Annotated in this window: 20 protein-coding genes; 5 read left to right on the top strand and 15 right to left on the bottom strand. The window is 63.2% G+C overall.

The genetic code is table 11. The annotated features are described in order from the left end of the window. Positions 1-72: 72 nt before the first annotated feature. The 6 genes from IOC61_RS16535 to IOC61_RS16510 form a co-directional block, all read right to left on the bottom strand. On the bottom strand, positions 73-1,122 hold the full coding sequence (locus IOC61_RS16535) for an NAD(P)H-dependent flavin oxidoreductase (protein WP_195689831.1): 1,050 nt from the start codon (positions 1,120-1,122) through the stop codon (positions 73-75). A 132-nt stretch (positions 1,123-1,254) separates the two neighbouring features. Beyond that, positions 1,255-1,776 carry a retropepsin-like aspartic protease family protein gene (locus tag IOC61_RS16530; RefSeq protein WP_195689830.1) on the bottom strand — a complete coding sequence of 174 codons (522 nt, stop codon included), beginning with the start codon at positions 1,774-1,776 and terminating at the stop codon, positions 1,255-1,257. A gap of 72 nt (positions 1,777-1,848) precedes the next feature. Further along, on the bottom strand, positions 1,849-3,228 hold the full coding sequence (locus IOC61_RS16525) for an MFS transporter (RefSeq protein WP_195689829.1): 1,380 nt from the start codon (positions 3,226-3,228) through the stop codon (positions 1,849-1,851). A gap of 91 nt (positions 3,229-3,319) precedes the next feature. Beyond that, positions 3,320-5,353, bottom strand: coding sequence for a CocE/NonD family hydrolase (locus IOC61_RS16520; protein WP_195689828.1), 2,034 nt, complete (start codon positions 5,351-5,353; stop codon positions 3,320-3,322). Between the two features lie 15 nt (positions 5,354-5,368). After that, on the bottom strand, positions 5,369-6,676 hold the full coding sequence (locus IOC61_RS16515) for an ATP-grasp domain-containing protein (protein WP_195689827.1): 1,308 nt from the start codon (positions 6,674-6,676) through the stop codon (positions 5,369-5,371). Positions 6,677-6,804: 128 nt separating this feature from the next. Next, the gene (locus tag IOC61_RS16510) at positions 6,805-6,978 is read right to left on the bottom strand and encodes a hypothetical protein (protein WP_195689826.1); all 174 of its coding nucleotides are present in this window, start codon (positions 6,976-6,978) and stop codon (positions 6,805-6,807) included. Positions 6,979-7,220: 242 nt separating this feature from the next. Here IOC61_RS16510 and IOC61_RS16505 point away from each other — a divergent pair, with 242 nt between their 5' ends. Together IOC61_RS16505 and IOC61_RS16500 are read left to right on the top strand one after the other, a co-directional pair. After that, on the top strand, positions 7,221-8,216 hold the full coding sequence (locus IOC61_RS16505) for an LLM class flavin-dependent oxidoreductase (protein ID WP_195689825.1): 996 nt from the start codon (positions 7,221-7,223) through the stop codon (positions 8,214-8,216). 84 nt (positions 8,217-8,300) lie between these two features. Continuing rightward, positions 8,301-8,702, top strand: a complete 402-nt coding sequence (locus IOC61_RS16500) for a hypothetical protein (RefSeq protein ID WP_195689824.1) — start codon at positions 8,301-8,303, stop codon at positions 8,700-8,702. An 84-nt stretch (positions 8,703-8,786) separates the two neighbouring features. Here IOC61_RS16500 and pobA read toward each other — a convergent pair whose 3' ends face one another. After that, positions 8,787-9,971, bottom strand: coding sequence for a 4-hydroxybenzoate 3-monooxygenase (pobA, locus tag IOC61_RS16495; RefSeq protein ID WP_195689823.1), 1,185 nt, complete (start codon positions 9,969-9,971; stop codon positions 8,787-8,789). A 159-nt stretch (positions 9,972-10,130) separates the two neighbouring features. On the opposite strand from pobA, the gene IOC61_RS16490 reads away from it, so the two are divergent. After that, positions 10,131-11,018, top strand: a complete 888-nt coding sequence (locus IOC61_RS16490; protein WP_195689822.1) for a helix-turn-helix domain-containing protein — start codon at positions 10,131-10,133, stop codon at positions 11,016-11,018. Between the two features lie 113 nt (positions 11,019-11,131). Here the strand turns inward: IOC61_RS16490 and IOC61_RS16485 are convergent, their stop codons facing one another. From IOC61_RS16485 to IOC61_RS16475, 3 genes are read right to left on the bottom strand one after another with little or no spacing between them, the layout of a single operon-like run. Then, positions 11,132-12,421 carry a TRAP transporter large permease gene (locus tag IOC61_RS16485; RefSeq protein ID WP_161424177.1) on the bottom strand — a complete coding sequence of 430 codons (1,290 nt, stop codon included), beginning with the start codon at positions 12,419-12,421 and terminating at the stop codon, positions 11,132-11,134. Further along, positions 12,411-12,938 (bottom strand): TRAP transporter small permease, encoded by a 528-nt coding sequence (locus tag IOC61_RS16480; RefSeq protein ID WP_195689821.1) that lies wholly within the window; start codon positions 12,936-12,938, stop codon positions 12,411-12,413. The genes IOC61_RS16485 and IOC61_RS16480 overlap by 11 nt, the downstream gene beginning before the upstream one ends. A 6-nt stretch (positions 12,939-12,944) precedes the next feature. Further along, entirely contained in the window at positions 12,945-13,973 is a 1,029-nt protein-coding gene (locus tag IOC61_RS16475; RefSeq protein WP_195689820.1) for a TRAP transporter substrate-binding protein, read from the bottom strand. Between the two features lie 179 nt (positions 13,974-14,152). Between IOC61_RS16475 and IOC61_RS16470 the strand changes: the two genes are divergently transcribed. Both IOC61_RS16470 and IOC61_RS16465 read left to right on the top strand, forming a co-directional pair. Then, entirely contained in the window at positions 14,153-15,058 is a 906-nt protein-coding gene (locus tag IOC61_RS16470) for an MBL fold metallo-hydrolase (RefSeq protein ID WP_229333207.1), read from the top strand. Positions 15,059-15,204: 146 nt separating this feature from the next. Further along, entirely contained in the window at positions 15,205-16,251 is a 1,047-nt protein-coding gene (locus IOC61_RS16465; protein ID WP_195689997.1) for a porin, read from the top strand. A gap of 255 nt (positions 16,252-16,506) precedes the next feature. Here the strand turns inward: IOC61_RS16465 and IOC61_RS16460 are convergent, their stop codons facing one another. The 5 genes from IOC61_RS16460 to IOC61_RS16440 form a co-directional block, all read right to left on the bottom strand. Then, positions 16,507-17,595, bottom strand: coding sequence for an NAD(P)-dependent alcohol dehydrogenase (locus tag IOC61_RS16460; protein ID WP_195689819.1), 1,089 nt, complete (start codon positions 17,593-17,595; stop codon positions 16,507-16,509). Positions 17,596-17,683: 88 nt separating this feature from the next. After that, on the bottom strand, positions 17,684-18,598 hold the full coding sequence (locus IOC61_RS16455) for a SphA family protein (RefSeq protein ID WP_195689818.1): 915 nt from the start codon (positions 18,596-18,598) through the stop codon (positions 17,684-17,686). A 72-nt stretch (positions 18,599-18,670) separates the two neighbouring features. Further along, on the bottom strand, positions 18,671-20,137 hold the full coding sequence (locus IOC61_RS16450) for an aldehyde dehydrogenase family protein (protein WP_195689817.1): 1,467 nt from the start codon (positions 20,135-20,137) through the stop codon (positions 18,671-18,673). Positions 20,138-20,204: 67 nt separating this feature from the next. Then, the gene (locus IOC61_RS16445) at positions 20,205-21,080 is read right to left on the bottom strand and encodes an MBL fold metallo-hydrolase (protein WP_195689816.1); all 876 of its coding nucleotides are present in this window, start codon (positions 21,078-21,080) and stop codon (positions 20,205-20,207) included. Between the two features lie 190 nt (positions 21,081-21,270). Beyond that, on the bottom strand, positions 21,271-22,821 hold the full coding sequence (locus IOC61_RS16440) for an FAD-binding oxidoreductase (RefSeq protein ID WP_195689815.1): 1,551 nt from the start codon (positions 22,819-22,821) through the stop codon (positions 21,271-21,273). Positions 22,822-22,836: the final 15 nt, after the last annotated feature.

Genomic DNA, 22,836 nt, shown 5'->3' with positions numbered 1-22,836 from the left:
CTCCGTTGCAGTGGGGAAGCTGCAGCGCTCTCCTTGCTCATTTATCGATGTTGCCAGTTGATATCGGCAGTCTCACATCCCGGCGGCAAGCTCGGCGATGACGCCGGCGGCGGGGATCGGACGACAGCGACTGGCGTTCTGCCCGGCCCAGAGTGGCGAGAAGTCACCGCTGCCCGTGGCCTCGGCGGCAGCGCGTAGCGGCGCGATTGCCGAGGTGGCCAGGGGAAAGGCCGGGGCCACCTCGGCCATGGGCCCCAGCTCTCGCATCAGCCGGGTGACGATGCCTCGGGCCGGACGACCGCTATAAAGGTTGGTCAGCGCCGTATGACATGCCGCCTCCGACTGCAGCGCGCGGCGATGGATCGCCGAGATCGTGGTCTCGGGGCAGCACAGCAGGGAGGTGCCTACCTGCACGGCATCGGCACCCAACGCCCGGGCCGCCGCCACCCCGCTGGCATCGGCGATCCCCCCGGCGGCGACCAGGGGCAGGCCGACGGCATCACGCACCTGGGGCAACAGGGCAAGGATGCCCATCTGGGTCGTGATCTCCTCTCTCAGGAACATGCCGCGATGCCCTCCAGCCTCCAGCCCCTGAACGATCAACGCATCGGCTCCCCGAGCGTCGAGCCAGCGAGCCTCCTCCACCGTGGTGGCCGTGGAGAGAACCGTGGCGCCCCAGGCCTTGATCCGTTCGAGCAGGGCGGCGTCGGGCAGACCGAAGTGAAAGCTCACTACCTCGGGCCGAAAGGGTTCCAGGACATCACAGGCCTGATGGTCGAAGGGGCGACGCCCTGGCCCCTGGGTCACTGCATCGATATCCAGGCCGAACTCGGCGAAGAAGGGCGCGAGCGCCTTGTGCCAGCGCGCCTGGACGCCAGGGTCCGGCTCGGGAGGAGCATGGCAGAAGAAGTTGACGTTGAGTGGCGCCGAGGTGGCGGCGCGGAACGCCGCGAGCTCCTCGCCCATGGCCTCGGGCGAGAGCATGGCACAGGGCAGCGCCCCCAGCCCTCCGGCTCGCGCCACGGCGATGGCAAGGGCGCTGTCCTGGGCACCGGCCATGGGTGCCTGGAGGATAGGCAGCTCGATGCCGAGACGCTGGTGCAGAGATGGCGAGAGGGTCATGACAGGCTCCGTCACGGGGGTGAGTATCGCTATAGTCTGCTTGCCCCCTCTTGTCCGCGGCAAGACGACATTGGGCGCAGCGCAGGTCTTCAACAAGAACCGGCGCGGTGGCTGTTGCGGGATGGTCAACGCTCACTCTGCGGCGGGCTCCAGCACCATCTGGGCGTCCCGGATGCGGATATCGAAATGGTCGAGGAAGCTCATGCCCAGCAGGGCGGTATCGCCCTCCAGGCCCAGGCTAACGGAACCACGCACATCACGGGCCACATAGCCGCCCAGGCTGACCTCATCGAGCATGGTGAGATCACCGCGCACTCGGCCGTTGGCGGTATTGAACCAGGCGCTGCCGGTCGCCTCGAGCCCCAGCCGCTCGGCCATCTGCCGCGGCAGTGCCACATAGGTGGCACCGGTATCCACCAGAAACTCCACCGGCTCGCCGTTGATTCGACCGGTGGCCACGAAGTGGCCGCCGCGATTGCGCTCGAGCACCACCGGCGTGCCCTCACCCACGGCATTGACCAGATGGCTGTTGGGGTTGCGCTGGCGCTCCACGAAACCCTGGAACCACCAGGTCCCGGTCGCGATGAACAGCATCCAGAACAGCAGCATCATGCCAAGCCCGGTGCGCTTCACTCCCCTGCCCTGATCGCTCATCCTGTCACTCCCGGCAAGGCCCCGATCTCCTTTGACCCACTCGAGGCTAGTGGATTCCCCACGCTCGACGGATCACTCTGCCGAGAGATCACCCCTGGCGCGGCCGTTGCGTGCCTCCCAGGCCGCGGCGGCGCGCTGGCCTCGAGCCTGGTCGACGAACAGGCAGATCAGGATGGCAACGACAAACAGCGCCGCACACAGCAGTATCGAGGCCTGCAGCCCCACCACCGACTGCAGCAGCCCCAGGGCGATGATGCCGAAGACACCGGCCAGCTTGTTGGCCAGCCCCCAGAAGCCGAAGAACTCGGCGGCCTTGCGGGTCGGCGAGAAGAGCCCCACCAGGGCACGGCTGGCGGACTGACTGGAGCCCAGCGAGAGCCCCGCCAGGCAGCCGACGAAGAGAAACAGATGCTGGGCCTCCCAGCCGAGCCCGAAGCGCCCATTGAGCAGGGCCGTCACCTCGGGGGTGGCCCAGATGGCAAGTATCGCCGCCACCCACAGCACCAGGGTGAACTGGTAGGTGAGCTTGGTGCCGATGCGATCCTGGATAAAGCCGAAACCCAGGGCACCGGCCGCCGCGGTGACCTGCACGATGATGAACATCAGGTTGCGAATCGACTCGTCCCAGCCGATCACCTGGGCGCCGTAGATAAAGGCGAAGGCGATGATGATGTAGACCCCGGCCATGGAGAAGAGCAGCGAGACCAGGAAGGTCGCCAGGTCCCGAAAGCGCCGCAGCTCATGCAGGGTCGTCGAGACACGCTCCCGGGCGATATCCCGGTAGGGCTTGCCGGCGGGCTGCGGCGTGCCACGCTCCTTCACCCACAGGAAGGTAGGAATGGCGGTGACCAGGAAGAAGCCGGCGGCGAAGGGCCCCACCCAGCGAATACGCTCGAAATTCTCCGCCGTCGCCTCCCCCAGCGCCACCAGGGTGAAGCCGGCGGCGAAGAGCCCCCCGACGTAGCCCAGCGCCCAGCCGAACCCGGAGATCTTGCCCAGATCCTCCGGCGGCCCGAGATCGGGCAGGAAGGCGGCGATAAATGACTCGCCCATGGAGTAGGCGTAGTTGGAGACCACGATCAGCGCGAGGCCAAGCAGCACGTAGCCCGGCGCCACGAAGTAGAGCATGGCGGTGGCGGCCACCGTGGCCAGGTAGCTGGCAAACAGGAAGCGCTTCTTCTCGGCGCGGTAGTCCATCACCGCGCCGCACAGCGGCCCGGTGACCACCACCAGCAGATAGCTGACGGCCAGCGCCAGGCTCCACAGGAAGTTGGCCAACCGGTAGTCGCCGCCGCGCTCACCGACGATCACCGTGGTGAACAGTTCACCGAAGACCACGGTGATGATCAGCAGGGTGTAGGCCTGGTTGGCGAAGTCGAACATCGCCCAACCCAAAATCTCCTTGCGCGAGGCCCTGGGCCTGCTGGGCGCGTCGGCGGCGGTCACGCTCATGGCGGGGCATCCCTATCGAGAAAGGGGCCAAGATAGCAGTCGCGGGCCTCCCCGGCCATTGAGGTTCGAGGGGCAAGGGTAGAGACAAGTGCTAGACCAGATCCCGAGTGATCGTCTCGTCCCAGGTCCCTGCATAGATACGGGTATCGCCCTCCCAGGCATCCAGGGTGGCACGGATACGGAAGTTGTCGACGTCGCTGGTCAGCAGGGTTCGGGTCAGGGTGTGGACCTCCCAGTCACCACGCCTGAAGCTGCGCCTCCACTCGGTCCAGCCGCTGACGCTGTCATAATTGCCGTAGGTGTACTGGTAACGCTCGGTGACCCGAGCCGCAATCTCGAGGCCAATATCGTCGATTCGATAGCGCCCCTCGTCGTGAATCACCTCCAGCATCGTCTTGTCGCTGGCGAGATCACGGATCACCCGCCAGGTCTCCTGGGTCGGCTGTAGCAGCGTCTTGGCCAGGGGCGGTGCGCCTTCGGGCTCGGCGAAGGGCACCAGGGCTGCCTCCTCCTGTGGCCGCGGCTCACGCAGGGGCAGCAACAGGCGGCTTTCCGCGGGCCACACGGTCAGGCGGACCGGGCGGGGTGCCGGCCAGGCCAGGGGCCAGTAGCTGGTGGAGAGCGCCAGGCGGATGGCATGACCGGCGGCGAATTGCTGGGCAATATGCTTGAGTGATATGCGCACGCGGTAGCGCCGTCCCGGCTCCATTGGCTCGGGGTGCTCATCGCTGTCGCGGTGGCTCAGGTTGAGCAACCCATAGGAGACCCGGGTGGCCTTGTCGTCTTGCCCGATATCGGAGAGGCGCAGCGCCACCATGGCCACCGGCTGGTCGGCGGCCACCATCAGCTCGACCACCGGAGCCCCGCAGATCTCCAGGGGGGCATCCAGGCGAGAGGTCTGGAAGACCAGTGCCCCGCCATCCTCGTCGCGCTGATCATAGGGCAGGTCCGGGGGGGCATTGTAGGAGCACCATTTGCCGGCGTAGAGCCCCACCGAGAGCGGCGACCGGATATCCAGGGTCGCCTCGGGGTCGCTCCCCGCCATCTCCTCTTCAGGCAGCAGGTCATGCCCCGGGGTCAGCCGTAGCGCCCAGGGGAGGATGTTCGGCGATGGCCAGTCGGGTTCGGCGACCCAGCGTCCGGGGCGCTCGTCGTAGCGGGCCGAGGGTGGGGCAGAATCCTGCATCCACAGCCGCAGCATGGGCTCGTCCATGATCCCGGTCTGCTCGCCCTTGAGCCACTGATCCCACCAGCGCAGCGACTCCTGAAGGAAGCCGATGGCCGGACCGGGCACGCCGAGATGCGGATACTTGTGAGCCCAGGGGCCCACCAGCCCCTTGCGCGGAACATCTATGCCCTCCAGCAGGCGAAACACCGCGTTGCAGTAGCCATCCGCCCAGCCGCTGACCGCATAGACCGGACACTGGATCCGCGCGTAATCCTCGCATACCGAGCCATGTTTCCAATAGTCGTCGCGACGCTGGTGTTCTAGCCACTGAGTGAGCCACAGGCCGCTGCCATCGAGGCGCTGCATCCACATATCGCGCCAGCGATCCCCCACCAGCTCCGGATCCGGCGGACAGGCGTTGCCGTCGAACATGGTCGATGCCCAGGAGAGATTGTCGGCGAGCAGACAGCCCCCCATATGATGAATGTCATCGGCGTAGCGATCGTCGGTAAAGCACAGAGTGATCACCGCCTTGAGCTGAGGCGGCTGCAGAGCGGCGATCTGCAGGCCGTTGAAGCCACCCCACGAGATGCCCACCATGCCCACGTCACCGGTACACCAGGGCTGGTCGGCCAGCCACTCCAGAACCGCCAAGCCGTCATCGAGCTCCTGGGGGGTATATTCGTCGGTGAGCACGCCGTCGGAATCGCCGGTGCCGCGGATATCGACCCGTACCCCGGCGTAGCCATGGCCGGCCCAGTAGGGGTGAACCTGGACGTCACGCTCGGCGGTGAGGTCGCGCTTGCGATAGGGCAAGTACTCGAGGATCGCCGGAACGGGATGACGCTCGGCGTCCACGGGACGCCAGATGCGCACCCCCAGGCGAATGCCGTCGGGCAGCGTGATCCAGGTCTCCTCCTCCATAACCCGGCGCGGAAAATCGGTGACGATGCGCATTCCTGTCCTCCTCCGTCAGCCTTCGATCTCGTCGAACTCGAACGTCAGTCGGGCCGCCAGACGCTCGTAGTCCTCGAGGAGGCGTTCTGCGCTGTCGGCGCCCATCCAGATATAGGCCAGGGCATAGCTGTAGCTGTCCTGCTCGAGCAGCGTCGACAGGCGCTGCCCGGCCTCCACCTGAAGGGCGATCACGCTACCCGGAAAATCCGCCTCCAGGGCGGCGACTTCCGCGTCACTCGGCACTCGGGTGGCCACGGCATCGACGAAGAACACCCGATAGAAGAACTTGGCCGCCACGGCGTATTCACCCTGGCGATGCGGCATGTCGGGGCGCCGCCCCAGGGCCAGGTCGATGGTGACCTGCTGGTTGCTGACCCCGTCGACCTTCTCGAAGAGGTCGCAGTGGGACTGGGAGATACGGGTATTGATCTCCAGCAGCCAGATGCGGTCCTGCACCTCGTCCCAGAAGTACTCGATGTTGAAGGCCGAGTTGTCGAAGCCGATGTGGCGCATCACCCTGTCGGTGAGTTCGCGCATCTTGTCCTGGATGGGGGCGGGCAGCCCCGAGGGGTAGCGATAGTGGAAGAAGCTCAGCACCTGAGGATAGCGCAGCGAGTCGACGATGCCGTAGCTGACCACCTCGCCCTCGAAGACGTAGCCCTCCACCGTGCACTGCCACCCGCCGATGATCTCCTCGGCCATGCAGAAGTGGCCGTCCACGGCGGCGATCTCGTCGGGCAGCCGGGCACGCTCGAGCACGGTGTTGAAGGGATCGGCGATCAGGCCGATCTCCTCACGCAGTTTCTCGATGGCGTGGTAGAAGTCTTCCGGGGTGTCGATGCGAAAGCCCAGCCGCGACCCCGAGGACTTGATTGGCTTGATGAAGAACGGGAAGTAGAGTCCGGCTTCGCCGATATGGACCAGCGCCTCGTCATCGAAGGGATCGAAGGCCGTGAAGCCGGGAATATAATCGGCGATCACCTCCTTCTGCACTCGGCGACTCCAGTACTTGTGCTCGCACTTGAGCAGGCTGGACAGCGTGGGGGAACGAGTGCCGAAACGCTCGCAGAGGATCGGCAGCATGGTCGACACCGGGAAGTCCATGTAGCCGACGATGGCATCCACGCTGCCATCGAAGGCCTCCAGCCGCTCGGTGGCTTCATCGAGCATGGCGGAAATGTCGAAGACCTCGGTGTCGTAGACCGCCGCGGGGTCGATGACCCCATGAAAGCGCCAACCGTCGGCTCCCCTGAGGCTCTCTAACCGCTCCCGGTTGAAGTCGTTGAGCCCCACCACGAAGACATGGCGCACTGCACTGTTCATGGTCACCTCCCGCCGCCCCTCGACGGCACCACTGACCAAGCCTGGTCGCCGTCACGGCGACACGGCCATCATCTTGCAGCATAGTCCTTGCAGCATGATCCAGCCGAGGAGGGATGAGCGGGCCCAGGCTACAGCACCAGGCTGACGATCAACGCCGAACCGCCGACCACCAGGGCGATGATCACGGCCAGTACGACCAGGCGATCGAGCCAACGATCGAAGCGTGTATACCGGGCAGCGGAGTGTCGCCGTCGAGTCGCTCCCCGACGGCGACGCTCACCCGTAACAGGAGTGGGAGGCATGGCGGAAGTCCGATTTCACCATTGATACCCAAAGCTTACGACCTGCACCAGCGGTAGGCCAGCGATGAGAGGCCCTCGCGGGGATTGATAGGTCACTCGACCACCTTGAGGCTCGAGGCAGTTGCCCCTCCCCCGCCCGGCGAAGCGGTCTCGACGTAAGCGGCATTGCATCGAAGGCGATCCGCCCCCATCAATACTCTTCAGCAGGCTAACTTTTTCGCCCCACGCCAACCGGAGCTTTCATGTCTCGCCTCGCCGCTACTTCCTTGTCCGTTCTCGACCTGGCCCCCATCCGCGAGGGTGGCAGCGCCGCCGACAGCTACCGTGAAAGCGTGGCCCTGGCCCAATTGACCGAGCGCCTGGGCTTTACCCGCTTCTGGCTCGCCGAACATCATGGCATCGAGGGCATCGCCAGCGCCGCCACCGCGGTGCTGATCGGCCATGTGGCCGGTGCCACCCAGCGCATCCGTGTGGGCAGCGGCGGCATCATGCTGCCCAATCACCCTCCCCTGGTGATCGCCGAACAGTTCGGCACCCTGGAAACCCTCTACCCCGGGCGTATCGACCTGGGGCTGGGCCGCGCACCGGGTTCCGACGGTGCCACCATGGCGGCGCTGCGCCGTGACCCCTATGCCGGGGTGGACGACTTCCCGCAACGCCTGGAGGAGCTGCAAGGCTTTCTCGACGACCCGCGACCCGACCAGCGGGTGCTCGCGGTTCCCGGCCAGGGCACCCATGTCCCCCTCTGGCTGCTGGGCTCCAGCGGCTACAGCGCACAGCTCGCCGCACGCCTGGGCCTGCCCTTCGCCTTCGCCGCCCAGTTCGCCCCGGGGTATCTGTTCGAGGCACTGCGCCTCTACCGCGACAACTTTCAGCCCTCTGCGGTCCTCGAGCGCCCCCACGCCATGGTCGGGCTGCCGGTGGTCGCCGCCGAGACCGATGCCCACGCCGACTACCTGGCTTCCACCATGCGCCAGAAGTTCCTGGGCATGATTCGTGGTCGACGCACCAGCGCCAAGCCCCCGGTGGAACACCTGGAGATGTCGCCTATCGAGGAGGCTCAGCTGCAACAGTTCCTGGGCGCCGCCATCGTCGGCGGCCCCGAGACCGTGCAGCAGGGGCTGGAGGCCTTCCTCGAACAGACCGGCGCCGACGAGCTGATGCTCAACACCGACGTCTATGCCCTGGAGGACCGCCTGAGAAGCTACGAGATCGTTGCCGACATGTGGAAGAGGTAGTCTATAAGGAACGAACTCTGTCCCCGGGCTTTCCAAGGGGCAGTTCATCTTGCGTCACACCCGACGCGACCCCTGGAGGTTAACATGCCCGATTCCCAAGGCCCGCACCGAGATCCCCGCCAGAATCCCGCCTGGCGCGCCGCCCAGCAGTGGCAGCAGCGCGCACGCCAACGCCAGGGCAATGGCCTGCTCGACAGCCTCAAGATGCTGCTCGCCTGGCTGCTGTTCGGCATCCTGATGATCGTGGCCATGGTCTTCGGCCTGATCTTCATGCTGCTGGGCTGGGCGCTGATGCCGCTGCTGCGCCACCGCCTGAAGAAGCGCATGGAGCAGATGCGTGCCGATCAGGCCGAAGATGTCAGCGGCGGCTTCAGCTACCGCGAGACCCATTATCGCGAGACTCACTCCTCCAGAGGAAACCACCACGAACAACAGGTGCTGGAGGGGGACTACGAGGTGAAGGGAGACGAGGAGCAGAAGCGGTAAGCAGAGTCGACAAACACTACGGGCCCGCCATCAGGCGGGCCCGTATCACGATAGCTCCACATCAAGGGTCGCCAGAGAGCAGGCTTATTCCAGCGACTCGTAGGGTAGCCCGACGTAGTTCTCGGCGATGGTGGTCAGCCCCGCCTCGGAGCTTGTCACATAGTCGAGCTCGGCCTGCTGCATGCGAGTATTAAAGTCCTCTTCTTCGGAGAACTTGTGCAACATCGAAGTCATCCACCAGGAGAAGCGCTCGGCCTTCCAGATCCGCTTTAGGCATGTCGCGGAGTAGTTGGGGATCAGATCGGTACGCCCTTCCTGGTAGACCTGAACCATCAACCGATAGAGAGTGTTGACGTCGCTTGCCGCCAGGTTGAGCCCCTTGGCCCCGGTGGGCGGCACGATATGTGCCGCATCCCCTACCAGGAACAGCCGGCCGTACTGCATCGGCTCGACCACGAAGCTGCGCAGCGGGGCAATGCTCTTCTCGAGAGACGGTCCGGTAACCAGCTTGGCGGCGACATCATCGGGAACACGCCGCTTGAGCTCCTCCCAGAAGCGCTCGTCGGACCACTCCTCGACCTTCTCGTCCAGACCCACCTGAATATAGTAGCGGCTGCGGGTCGATGACCGCATGCTGCACAGGGCGAAGCCACGTTCGTGACGGGCATAGATCAGCTCGTCGGCCACCGGCGGAGTATCGGAGAGCAGGCCCAGCCAGCCGAAGGGATAGACCTTCTCGAACTCCTTGATGCGATCCGCCGGGATTGACTTTCGCGAGATACCGTGGAAGCCGTCGCAACCTGCCACGTAGTCGCAATCGAGACGGTGAGTCTCGCCATCCTTTTCGAAAGTGATATAGGGACTATCGCTCTCGAGGTCGTGGGGCTGCACGTTGTCGGCCTCGTAGATGGTCGTGCCTCCGATCGCTTCCCGCGCCTCCATCAGATCACGCGTCACCTCGGTCTGGCCGTAGACCATCACGGTCTTGCCCCCTGTCAGCCCGGCCAGGTCGACGCGCACACGACGATTGTCCAGGGCCAGCTCCACACCATCATGAACCTCACCCTCTTCATCCATGCGCTTGTCGACACCCGCCTCGCGCAGCAGATCGACCATGCCCTGCTCGAGTACACCCGCACGAATACGGCCCAACACGTACTCACCGCTCTTGCGCTCGAGAATAATATTGTCGATTCCCTGGCGGCTCAGCAGCTGGCCAAGCAGAAGGCCCGAGGGCCCGGCACCGATGATCGCGACCTGAGTTTTCATGACGGGGAGACTCCACTGTTTGGAATGGTGAACAGATGTTCGCTATATGAATTGTATTTTTTACTGAAAACCCGCCCCGAATAAGGCAATATTGGTAGTTAAATATGGACAATCACAATACAAGCCTGCAACTTTAGTCACATGCCTGCTGAAAAGCTTATGTCCACCAACGCCGTCCCCGTCTTCAAGCTGTATGGCGAGACGCGCCACTGGCCAACCCCGGATCTACTCCACTGGGAATCGATTGCCGAGCGCAGCCGGCTGCACGACTGGAAAATCCAGCCTCACCGCCATGCCGACCTGCTGCACCTGCTCCATTTGACCACCGGGCGCGTCCGCCTTGAGCTGGAGGGGAGCCAGCGCTCCCATGAGGCTCCCCTGATCATCGTAGTGCCCGCCATGAGCATCCATGGCTTCCACTTCTCGCCGGATACCCAGGGCCATATCATCACCCTGGCCAGCCCCCTGGCCGAACGGCTGGAGCAGCAGCTGGGTGCCCTGTCAGGAGCGATGTCACTGGCCACCGCCTACCCTCTCGAGGCCGATCGACCGGCCCGGCGCATCGCGACCCTGGTGGACCAGCTGGGAGATGAGTATCGCCACCCCGCCCCCGGCCGCGAGCGCATCCTGGAAGCGCTCACCGAGGCGCTGTTCATCGAGATCTCCCGCCTGATCGCGAGACCGCTCCACACCGGCAGCACGAGTGCGCCTCGCCCCCAGGAGCGAGGACTGGTACATCTGCAGAACTACCAGGCACTTATCGAACAACAGTTTCGTCAGCAGCCTAGTGTCGAACGGTTCGCCGAGCAGCTCGGCATGACCAGCGCTCATCTCAACCTGCTGTGCCGGCGCCTCGCCAATCGCAGTGCCCTGCAACTGCTGCATGAACGGCTGCTGCTCGAGGCGAAGCGCCAGCTCACCTACACCAACATGACGGTCGCCCAGGTTGCGGATAGCCTTGGGTTTTCGGAACCCGCCTACTTCACTCGCTTCTTCAAGCGCCTGACCGGCCTGGCACCGCGTGAGTTTCGGCGGCGCCAGGCCTAAGCGCGGCCCCGATATCATGCCCGCGGCAGTATCCCAAAAACGACAGCGCCCCCGCGAGCATGGCTCTCGGGGGCACTTGTTAGTCTAGAGATTGGCCCAGGGACTTCTGATGCTCACATCAGGAACAGCGCCGTCAGCGCCGGAAAGAGGATCAGCAAGGCCAGTCGCACGAAATCCGAGACGATAAAGGGTGCTACCCCCTTGAATATCTCGCCCAACCCGACATGAGGCGCCATGGCCTTGATCACGAACACGTTCATCCCAACCGGAGGGGTTATCAGCCCCAGCTCAACGGTCAGCACGGTGATGATGCCGAACCAGATGGGGTCGATACCGAGCGCCTGGATAATCGGATAAACCACCGGCACCGTGATTACCAGCATGGCAATCGCATCCATGAACATCCCCAGCACGAAATAGAGCAGCAGGATGCACAGCACCACGACCATGGGCGAAAGCTCCATGCCATAGAGCAGATCGGTAATCGAGAAGGAGATCCGTGACACCGAGATGAAGTAGCCCAGGGTCTCGGCACCTACCAGCATGAAGAACACCACCGCCGAGAGCGCCAGGGTCTCCTGCACGCTGCGCCATAACGCGGCTGCGCGCATGCCCTTGACCAGGGCGTAGAGCAGGGTGGCGAAGGCGCCGACACTGGCTCCCTCGGTAGGGGTGAAGGCGCCGAAGTAGATGCCCAGAATCATTACCAGAAAGACCGCGAAGAAGGGCACCAGGCCAGAGAGCGAAGCCAGCTTCTGCGTCCAGGTGGTCGACTCGCCGGCCACCGCCAGCGATGGCTTGAGTCGCATCACCACGCTGACCGTCAGTGCATACATCACCAGCCCCATCAGCCCCGGCACCAGGCCTGCCATGAACATGTCGCCGACCGATTGCTCGGTAAGGATGGCGTAGATCAGCAGGGCGATGGAGGGCGGAATCATGATGCCCAGGGTTCCCCCGGCCGCCAGCGCGCCGGTGGCCAGGCCCCGGTTGTAGCCATAGCGTTCCATCTCGGGCAGAGCGACACGGGTCATGGTGCTGGCGGTGGCCAGCGAGGAACCGGAGATCGCCGAGAAGATGCCGCAGGAGCCGACGGCAGCGATGGCCAGGCCACCCTTCCAGCCACCGCAGATCACACGGGTAGAGTGGAACAGCTTGCCGGCCATGCCGGAATGTGCCGCCAGCACGCCCATGAAGATGAACATCGGTACCGCACTGAAGCTGTAGTTGGAGAGCACTTCTACCGGCACGGTCTTGAGCTGGGCGATGGCGGCATCCCAGCTGATCACCTGGGCAAAACCCACCACCCCGACAATCAACATGGTCAACGCTACTGGTACCCGTAGCATCATCAGTACCAACAAGAGGCCCAGACCGATGGCCCCGATCATCTCACTCCCCATGGGAGACCTCCCCTTCGACGCCGAAGATGGCACTCAACAAGGCATGGACCAGACTCCGTAGTCCCAGCATCAGACTGAGTACGGCGGCGGCGTAATAGATGGGCCCCATGGGAATCCGCAGGTCCTGAGTCACCTCACCATACCGAGCAGCCGAACTGCCGGACTCCAGCAGACCGAAAAAGAGCACCAGGCCAAGGGCCGTGAAACCCAGAAGATAGACGCCGTGCAGGCGGTTCTTGATGGTGGGTGACAGGCCATGGGAGAAGGCCTCCACCACCACCTGGCTCTTCTCCACATTGGCGGCCATGGCCGCCAGCAGCGAGAACAGCATCAAATAGCTCACCAGTTCCACACTACCGGTCACGCTCAACGCCACGCTCCCGTCGGTGAGCCGCGATAGATAGCGGGTAGTGACATCAACGATGGTGACCCCCAGCAGCCCCAGCAGGGCGATGCCGGCCACTAGCTTGCACAACAGGGCCAGCCAGTGGCTGGCCCTTTTCAAGGTTGACTGCATATGGCTTTACCCCTGATCGGCGACGCAGGACGCGCTGGCGGCCAGGGCCGCCTCGTAGACCTCGCGACCGGGCAGTCCTCGCTCTTCGAGCTCGTCCAGGTAGCTCTCGATCCCGTCCTGCAGCGGCTTCTGCCAGTCCGCATTTTCCAGCGGGCTTTCGATCTCGCGGATGGTATGTCCCGCTGCCTTTGCCTCCTGCTTGCCCTCCACGTCGAGGCGGTCGAATACCGTCCCCGCATTCTCTGCCCATTTCATTCCGGAGTTGGCATCGATCACCGCCTGCTGCTCGGGGCTAAGGCGGTCGTAGGCGCGCTGGTTCATGGTCGCCACGAAGATCAGGGTGTAGAACGGCACCTCGGTGTGATACTCGACCAGTTCATTGATACGAAAGCCCTTTAACCCCTCCCACGGAAAGCTCAGACCGTCGATGACACCTCGCTGCATGGAGGTGTAGATATCCGGCGCCGGCATGCCCACGGGGGTTGCCCCCATGTTCTCGAGCATCTCTCCCGCCACTGCGGTGGGGCGACGGATACGCAGCCCCTCGAGGTCAGCCGGCACCTTCACCTCGGTATCGATGGTGTGAATCCCCCCGGGGCCGGTGGTAAAGAAGAACAGCGGGCGGGTGTCAGCGTACTCATCGTCGAGGTGCCCATCCTCGTAGAGCGTCTGCAGTACACAGGCCCCCTGGGTCGCGCTGGTCGCTACCCCGGGCAACTCCACGATCTGTGACAGCGGGAAGCGACCGGCGGTATAGCCCTGCGCTGTCGCACTGATATCGGCGATTCCCTTGGACGCCGCTTCATAGAGAGAGTCTGGCTTGGCCAGCGTACCGGAGGGGAACATCTCCACCTTAAGCTCACCCCCAGACTCCTCCTCGAGGGTTGCGGCCCACTCCTCGAAGATATCCTGGTTAATGCCCGAAGCACCCGGCCAGAAGTGGGCCATGCGCAGGGTAGTGGCTGATTGAGCAGAAGCCGCGGCCAGGCCGGCAATGGACGCAACCAGCAGGCAGGCGGTGAACTTGGTTTTCATGGTAATCCTCCGAGAATTGTTGTCGCTGCGTCAGTCGTTCGCATAGTGAACATGAGTTCGCAGAATAGGCCAAAAGTAAACCATTGGCCCGCGCCACGAAAAGCGACTTTAGTCTTACCCCAGCAACTCCGAGCATAACCACACCCTCGTAGTATCAGTTTCAAATCGCCTGGGGGTGGTTGGTCACCACCTCCGGAATGGCGATAACAGGACTTGCAATAGGTACTTCCATCACAGCTATTGCGGATACGCAGGTGGTCATGCTGGGTACTGGTACCCCCGTACCCAATGGGGAGCGCGCGGGAGCCGGTATCGCGGTCATTTACAACGATGAGGCCTATGTCTTCGATGTCGGCGCCGGAGTGATCGAACGCGCGACCCAGGCCGCCGAACGTCTCGACATCGCTCCACTAAGCCCCGTCAATATCGACCACCTCTTTCTGACTCACCTGCACAGCGACCATGTTCTGGACTACCCGGAATTGCTGGGCACCTACTGGTGGCGCCGCACGGATCAGCTCAAGGTCTTCGGCCCCGAAGGCACGCAGGCCATGAGCGAAGGCATCTATACTATGCTGGCCGATGACACCGAGACCCGGCTCAAGGACAAGAGCCCGGTCACCAACCCCGATGCGGCATATGCCGATGTCACCGAAATCACCGCCCCGGGCACGGTGTTCGAGGAGGATGGAATCAGGATCGAGGCATTCCCCGTCTCCCATGGTCACTGGGACTTGGCCTATGGCTATAAGGTGACAACCCCTGACAAGACCATTGTCATTTCCGGCGACACCTCGATCAACGAGGAAGTCGAAAGGCAAGCTGAAAAGGCCGATATCCTGATCCATGAGGTCATCAGTCACTCCGGCTGGAAGGAGCTTCCGGAACAGTGGCAAGCCTATCATCAGTACGCTCATACCCTGACCGACGAGCTGGCTGACTTGGCGAACGCCGCTCAGCCCGACCTGCTGGTGCTCTATCATGTACTGCACTACGGGGCCCCCATCGAGTCAGCACTCGAGGAAGTCCAGCGTGACTACGACGGCGACGTGGTACTAGCCGATGACCTGGATGTCTTTAAATAAGTTCGAACCCTAGGTTTATAAGATACTTGCGTTCATCGGTGGCCACCGATGTGTCTACTCGAATTCGTCTTACGGCCGGGGAGTTGACTCTCTGGCCGAAGTTGCGGATCTGAGCAGCCCCGCAACCACAATCCCACCAGCCCCCCCTGTCGTTTACATCACAAAAACTACTCAAAGGATACATCCATGCAGCAACACACCCCCTATGGCTTGCTCCCCTCTCTTGCGCCATCCTCCTAGCCGGACCGGCACAGGCCCAAGAATCCCATAGCGGCCCCAATTTCAAGGGCGAACTGGCGACCGGCGCACTCAAGGTCGATGACCGCGACATCGATGCCTGGGCCTTTGGCCTGGAGGCGGGATTCGACGGACTTTTCACCTTCGATGATACCCCGCTCAAGCTCAGCTATGACTTCGTCGCCGACTTCACCAACGCCGTCAATGACAATGACGCCTTGACCTGGACGCCGGGCAATCCCAACGGCGGTACCGATGACGACATTTATATTCGTACGGCAAGATTGTTACTGATCAGCGATTATGGCTCCTTGCTGTTTGCCCCCCGCATTCCCTCCGGTCAGTGGAACGCACTCTACTCCGAGATCGACAACTACTACTATAATCGCTTCCATGCCCAAACCGGCGACATCGCCATCTTCGGCCAGGTGGAGCAGGCCAGTGATGTCATCGCCTATGTATCGCCGACGTTCGGCGGAGGCTTCCGCTTCGTAGGCACTAGCCTGACCCTGGACGATGCCAACAATAAAGACTCGGATGTCTGGGCCGCTCGACTGGTGTATAACAACGCCGAAGGCCTCAAGGCAGGCATCGGTCACGTCATCACCAATGCCGAACAGCTACCCACGGACGATGACTATCACCGCTCGGTGGCGTCGCTGAGCCATGAATTCGGGCGCCTGGACCTGGCAGGCATCTACGAAATCAACCGAGACCATCCTACCGGCGACTTCGATTCCTATGGGACAAATGTCACCTACGACCTGACCAATCGCTGGACGACAAGTCTGGGCTACGCCGAGAAGCGCCACGATGATAACGAGGCACTGAATGAGCGGGTCGTCGTCGCGGACATCAAGTACCACCTCGGCGAGAACACCACCCTCTTTCTGGAGACGGGCCAGTACGAAGAAGCCCATGACAATATCGCAGGCGGTATCAGCATGAAGTTTTAAGTGCACGCCGCATGGTGCCCGTCATCCAAACCGATGACACCGGGAAGAGCCGACGCTATTTACGAAGTCGTCTTAGAAGACAGGGCTCAGGTAGAGCTATCCCAGTTCAGTTCACGAAGCAGGCTGCTCCCGAGACCGCCATGTCACTCGATGTGCATGAAACCGGTATTGCCAGTGCAGGGATCCAGACTCTCAACAAGATCATCACCCTGCACCAGGCCACGCACGACTGGCGCCATGCAGCGGGGCACAATACTATCCGATCTTCAGCACCGGCTTGACGGTGGTGCCGTTCGCCGAGTCCTCGAAGGCCTGGTTGATCTGCTCCGGCGCATAGAACCTGACCAGCCTGTCGAAGGGAAAGCGCCCCTCCTTGAAGTAGTCCACCAGCTGCGGGATAAACACCCGCGGCACCGAGTCACCCTCGATCACGCCGATCATCGACTTGCCCTCGGCCATCAGATCCTGGTGCACGTCGAACGTCACTTCGGGGGTGACGCCGACGATCGCCGAGACACCCAGCGGGCGCAGCGCCTGCAGCGACTGGCGCACCACTGCCGGCACACCGGTGGTCTCCACCGCAAACTCGCTGCCGCCACCGGTGATCTCGTGTACCCGCTCGACGGTATCCTCATTCTGGCCATTGATGGCATGCGTCGCCCCCAGCTCCCGGGCCAGTTCGAGGCGGCTATCGTGGACGTCTACCGCAATGATGTGACGGCACCCGGTGATGCGCGCCGCCATGATGGCGGATAGCCCCACGGCACCACAGCCGTAGACCACCAGGCTGGAGCCGAACTCGGGCTTGAGCCGGTTGAGCACGGTACCTGCACCGGTCTGGATGCCGCAGCCCAGCGGACCGAGCAGCGCCAGATCCACCACGGGGTCGACCTTGACCGCATTGCGGGCATTGACCACGGCGTGACTGGCAAAGGACGACTGGCCAAAGAAGGTCGCCAGCGCCTCGTCACCCCGGGCGATACGGTGGCTGCCATCGTCCATGGCGCCACCGAAGTTCAAGTCATTGAAGGTGTCGCAAACGGTAGGATGCCCGGTCAGGCAGTGTCCGCAGCTACCGCAATGGGCAAACGACAGCACCACATGATCGCCCACCTCGAGCCCGGTCACGCCCTCGCCGAGGGCCTCGACTACGCCGGCTCCCTCATGCCCCAGCACGATGGGGAATGGGGCAATCCCCAGGTCGCGGGCCACGGCATCGGTATGACAGACACCGGTGGCCACGATGCGCACCCGCACCTCGCCCAGGGCGGGCTCGGCCAGTTCGACCGATTGCCATTGAAAGTCGCTGCCCTGTTCGGCGGTGACTGCCGCTTGAATCTGCATGGATAGTCTCCTTCATCGGAAGGCCCCGCCGGTCCGGCGGGGCATTAGAGTGCCATCAGTGTACGAGGCGCCTCCACGCCGCCTTGCCTCAGAAGAACTTGGTCAGCTGCAGGCGGATAGCATCGCCCTCGCTTTCGAGCCCCTTCAATCCACCGGCCTCAGCATCGTATTCATGGTAGACGGCACCCTTGAGCATCACCCCGGCCTGGGGCCAGAGGTAACCCGCCTCGGCGCCAATGGCGTGGCGCTCAGCCTTGGCGCCGATCGCTGCGCCGTCATCTGCCTCGAGCTGCCAGGCGTCATAACCCACCAGGCCGAGTTCCAGGCCGCTGTCCAGTCGATGACCGAAGCCCCACTCCACCAGCCAGCTATCGCCGGGGGTAATGCCGGTAGCGTCCTGCTCGGTCTTGATCTCGTAGCGTGACAACGCCGAGAAATTCCAGCGACGCTCGGCATCGAAGTGCCAGGCACCGCCCAGGGTCAGCATGGTGGTACCGTAGCCCTTGCCTACCGACGCCCGGTTATGGCGGTCAAAGTCGGCGGTGTCGAACCAGTGGCCGGCGGCAAAGGTGGCATCCCACTGCTCGCCGTGCCAGCCAAGGATCACCGGGCCGATGAAGATATCGCCGATACCATCGTCATCGAAGCTTCGCCTCCCGGCCGAGGTTTCCAGATCGAGCTCGGTATCGAGCATGGGGATGATGGTCTCCATGCCATAGTCAGCCCCCAGGAACTGCTTGTCGGTGATCCAGATCAGGCGATGGGCCAGGGCGTTGACCGAGCCGCTGTTGCTGCCCGGCGCCGCATCCCCGTTCTTATCATTGAAGCTGTCGATGTCGTAGCGCATCAGATAGGCGCGGTAGTAGAGGCCCGCGGGCGGCGCGGCGGCGGCGCTCAGCCCCTCGATGCCCGGCACGTAGTGGCCGTTGACGGCGAATGCCGGTGTGGTGGCGAGGCCGGTCCCGAGCAGGGCCACCAGCCGAATGCTGTTCTTGAATATCATCGTGCGTTGTCTCTGTTATTGGCATGGCCTGACCCCGCTTGCCGCGGGGCAGGCGTTATAGGCGACGTAGAATCAGAAGGGATAGCCGCGCGGCGCATGCTGCACACTGATCCACTGATCAGTGGTGAACTCCTCGATGGCCCAGTCGCCGTTGAAACGACCCAGGCCAGAGTTCTTCTCACCGCCGAAGGGCACATGAGCCTCATCGTTGACCGGCATGTCGTTGACGTGAGTCATGCCAGCCTTGACGCCCTGGGCGAATCGCGCCCCGCGCGCCAGGTCGGCGGTGAACACCGCGCTGGAGAGGCCGTACTCGCACGAGTTGGCCAGCTCCAGGGCATGCGCCTCGTCACGCGCCTTCTGGATGCCGACCAGCGGGCCGAAGATCTCCTCGCGGCTGATCTCCATGTCGGGGGTGACATCGCCGAACACATGAGGCGGCACCAGCTGGCCCTCGACCTCGCCCTCAAGCAGCACGGTGGCTCCCTCCTGCCTGGCGATGGCGATCTTCTCCTCCAGCCCCTCGCGCTGCTTGGCGTTGATGATCGGGCCAACCACGGTGGCCATATCATCGGGATCACCGACCTTGAGTCCCTTGACCTTGGCCACGAAGCGCTCGACGAACTCGTCGTAGCGCGACGCATCGACGATGATGCGGTTAACCGCCATGCAGATCTGCCCCTGGTGCAGGAACTTGCCCATCGCCGCGGCGTTGACGGCCTGTTCGATATCGGCGTCATCAAGCACCACGAAGGGGCTGTTGCCGCCAAGCTCCAGGGCCACCTTCTTGATGTGTTCACCGCCGCTGCAGATGCCACCGATGCGACGCCCCACCGGGGTCGAGCCGGTGAATGAGATCATGCGCGGTACGCGATGCTCGACGAAGGCGTCGCCGATCTCGCTGCCGGCCCCTACCACCACGGAGAGCAGCCCCTTGGGCAGGCCGGCTTCCTCGAAGATGCGCGCCAGCAGCAGGCCACCGCACACCGGCGTGTCGCTGGCCGGCTTGACCACCACGGCGTTGCCCAGCGCCAGCGCCGGGGCGATGGAACGCTGCGACAGGTGCAGCGGAAAGTTCCAGGGGCTGATCACCCCCACCACGCCCAGCGGCTTGCGATAGACGCGGTTCTCCTTGCCCGGCACGTTGGAGGCCAGGGTCATGCCATGCACGCGACCCGGCATGCTGGCGGCTTCCAGCGTGATGCCGCGCGCCGCACCCCACTCGACGTTGGCCTTGAGCCGGGTGCTGCCCGACTCGCGGATCAGCCAGTCGATGATTTCCTCCTTGCGGGCGTCGAAGATCTCGACCACGCGGTGCATCAGGCCGGCGCGCTCCGCCGGCGGCGTCGCCGCCCACTCGGCCTGGGCCTTCTCCGCCGACAGATAGGCGGCATCCAGGTCATTGCGGTCGGCCAGGCGAATCTCGAGCAGCTCGCTGTCATCGAAGGGGTTGGTCACCCTTGCGCTGCGCTCGCTCGCTCCCTCGCGCCACTCGCCGGCGATGGGTTGCAGATGGAAGTCACTGTAACGTTCCGTCATCTCTTGATTCCTCCTGGAGGATCACGATGGCGTCAGGACCATCGCGATGTATGAGTGAAGACCGGCCTCAGTCGTAGATCGCCAGGTCCGAGGCCAGTACGAAATTACCGTCGTAATAGCCGGCCATCTCTTCGCGAAGCTGCTCATCGGTCTGCCCGAAAAGCAGGGGATGAGTCATCACCAGCAGCTCCGGCTCAATGGCATCGCCGATCTCGGCCAGCTGCTTGGTGCTGGTATGGGCGTGGTACATGTAGTCCTGCCAATCCTGTGGCAGCTGGTGAACACCACCCTCACTCATGACCTCATGGATCAGGATATCGGCGCCCTCGAAGTGCTCATAGAGCGCCTCCTCGTGGCGCGTGTCGCCGCTGATGACCACCGTCTTCTCGGGTGTCTCCACCCGGTAGCCGAACGCCATGCCGTCCTCCCAGCTGCCGTGGGGCACCTTGAAGGCGGTGATGGTCACCTTGTCGTCCTGATGCACCACCTGGGTCTCGCTGATCTCGGTGACATCGACATTGAAGCCATCCGGGTTGGCCGGCTGGGTGCCATGCAGGCGATGGTCGATATCATCGACATAGGCCTCCAGGATATTGGTGGTCATGGCCTCGACTCCCTTGGGCCCGATCACCTTCATCGACTCGCTGCGCCCCATGACCCAGGGACGCAGCATCAGCTCCGGCATGCCCATCACATGATCCGAGTCCAGATGAGTGACGAACACCTTGTTCATCTCGCCGTAGACGGAGTCGTTGCTGAAGTAGATATCCTCGGGCATGAAGTCCTTCCCGGAGAGCGCATCGAAGTTCCTGACGAACCCCGGACCGGCATCGAACAGATACATCTCCTTGTCGACCACCACCAGGATGGCCTGACCGGCGCGCTCATGCTTGAGCACCGGCGTGCCGGTGCCCAGCATCACCACGGTGGTATTACTGGACATCGTTGCGTTGCTGGCGGCAGATTCCGGTTCCGCGGCCAGCACGGACTGGCCGCCCAACAAGCCAACCAGGACCATCGGTACCAGTGGTTTCAGGGGAAAGTGCATGGACATATGGGGTTTACCGTTTCTATTGTGCTTTGATGTGTGCAGGCCACCACGCCGAGGGTGGCCCGTGTGACTCGACCGCTGATCAGGAGCGGATGCCCGACTTACCCGGCGACAGGATGCCATTGGGATCCAAAGCATTCTTCAGCGTCTTGTGCACCTCGCGCAGTGGCTCGCCGAACGTCCCCGCGACCTGCTCCATGAACTCGGTGTTCGTGCGGTAGAGACCGTAGCCACGCTTGGCGAACTCGTCGATCAGCTCGGCGAAGCAGTCATGGGCCCGCTGGGTCTCTTCCGGATCCTCGCGGTTGTAAAGTAGGTCGATGACATGGTGCATGTCGCGCCAGCCGACGATGTACTCTGCCACGTAATCGAAGCCGTACTTGCCGAGGATCTTCTGAGCCAGCTCGGTCTGATCCTTGGTCTCGCTGCCCTTCGCCTGGGAGACCGGCGCAAACCACATGGAGCCACCACCCCCACGCCAGTTATAGAGGCCGAACTCCTGAAGGTTCATATCCCCCCTCATCAGGGCCGCACGATACTCGAAGCCACCGCCCCGTTTCTCGGCCTCCTCGCCGTACATGATCTTGGCCTTGCCACTCTTTCCGAAGGCCTGCTCGACGATCTTCCAGTTGACGTCAATCTGCTCGGGGGTGCCGTATAGCGCCGCGTAGACGTTCCACTCGCCGACGCCCTCATCCTGCTTGATGCGCTCGATGGCCTCGCGCGGGATGGAGTCACTACCCTCGTAGTAGGTCTTGCGCTGCACATGAGTCCCCGCATCCCAGAGGGTGTGCACAATCACCACCGCATTGGGGATGATCTGGGCAATGCGCAGCGGGCGCAGAACATCAACGATCTCCTCGATATCCTCCAGGTCGTCGTACTGGATAACGAAAGGACGATAGGCCGGAGGCTCGGGCATCAGCCACAGGCCCATCTTGGTCACGATGCCGTAGTTGGACTGGGTAAAGAGACCGTCGATATAGGGACCATAGCCCCACTTGAACACCTGCCAGGAGCTGGAGTTCTCGATGCCTCCCATGCCGGTGCGTACCACCTCACCGTTGGCCAGCACCACCTCCATGCCACACTGGAACATGAAGTGTTCACCATAGGGTGTATAGCCCACACCGCGGTCCAGGGTATTGCCCACGGGGCCTGCGATGGCCGAAGGAGCCGGCGGATCCAGCCACAGCTTGAGGTCGTTCTCCTTGATGTAGTCGTAGAGCTGCTGATAGGTCACGCCGGGCTCGAGCAGTGCCGTGCAGACCTCGGGGTCGACATCGAGAATCTGGTTCATGCGGTGCATATCGAGGATCACCTGGCCAGTCTCGCCGGGGGCGGCGCTGCCGTAGCCCAGGTTCTTGCCGGTGGAGATGGTCCAGATCGGTACCTTGTACTCGTTGCAGGTGCGCACGATGCCCTTAACCTGCTCGGTAGTGGTGGGCAGCAGCGCCGCGGAAGGGATGTAGTCCTTGTCGTCGCCGGCCATCATGATCTTGGTATAGGGCGCGAGCTGGTCGCCTTCGGTCAGGACACTATCGGCCCCGAGAATCTCGCGGAACCGAACGAGGGCAGCGTCGAAGTCAGCTTCGGACACGCCCTTGGGAAGAATTCGCTGTGTGGTGCTCATGAAGTCGTCTCTCGA

Origin of the sequence: Halomonas sp. KAO (assembly GCF_015595025.1) — a bacterium.
Taxonomy (GTDB): domain Bacteria; phylum Pseudomonadota; class Gammaproteobacteria; order Pseudomonadales; family Halomonadaceae; genus Halomonas.
This window is presented reverse-complemented; position numbering and strand designations above follow the sequence as displayed.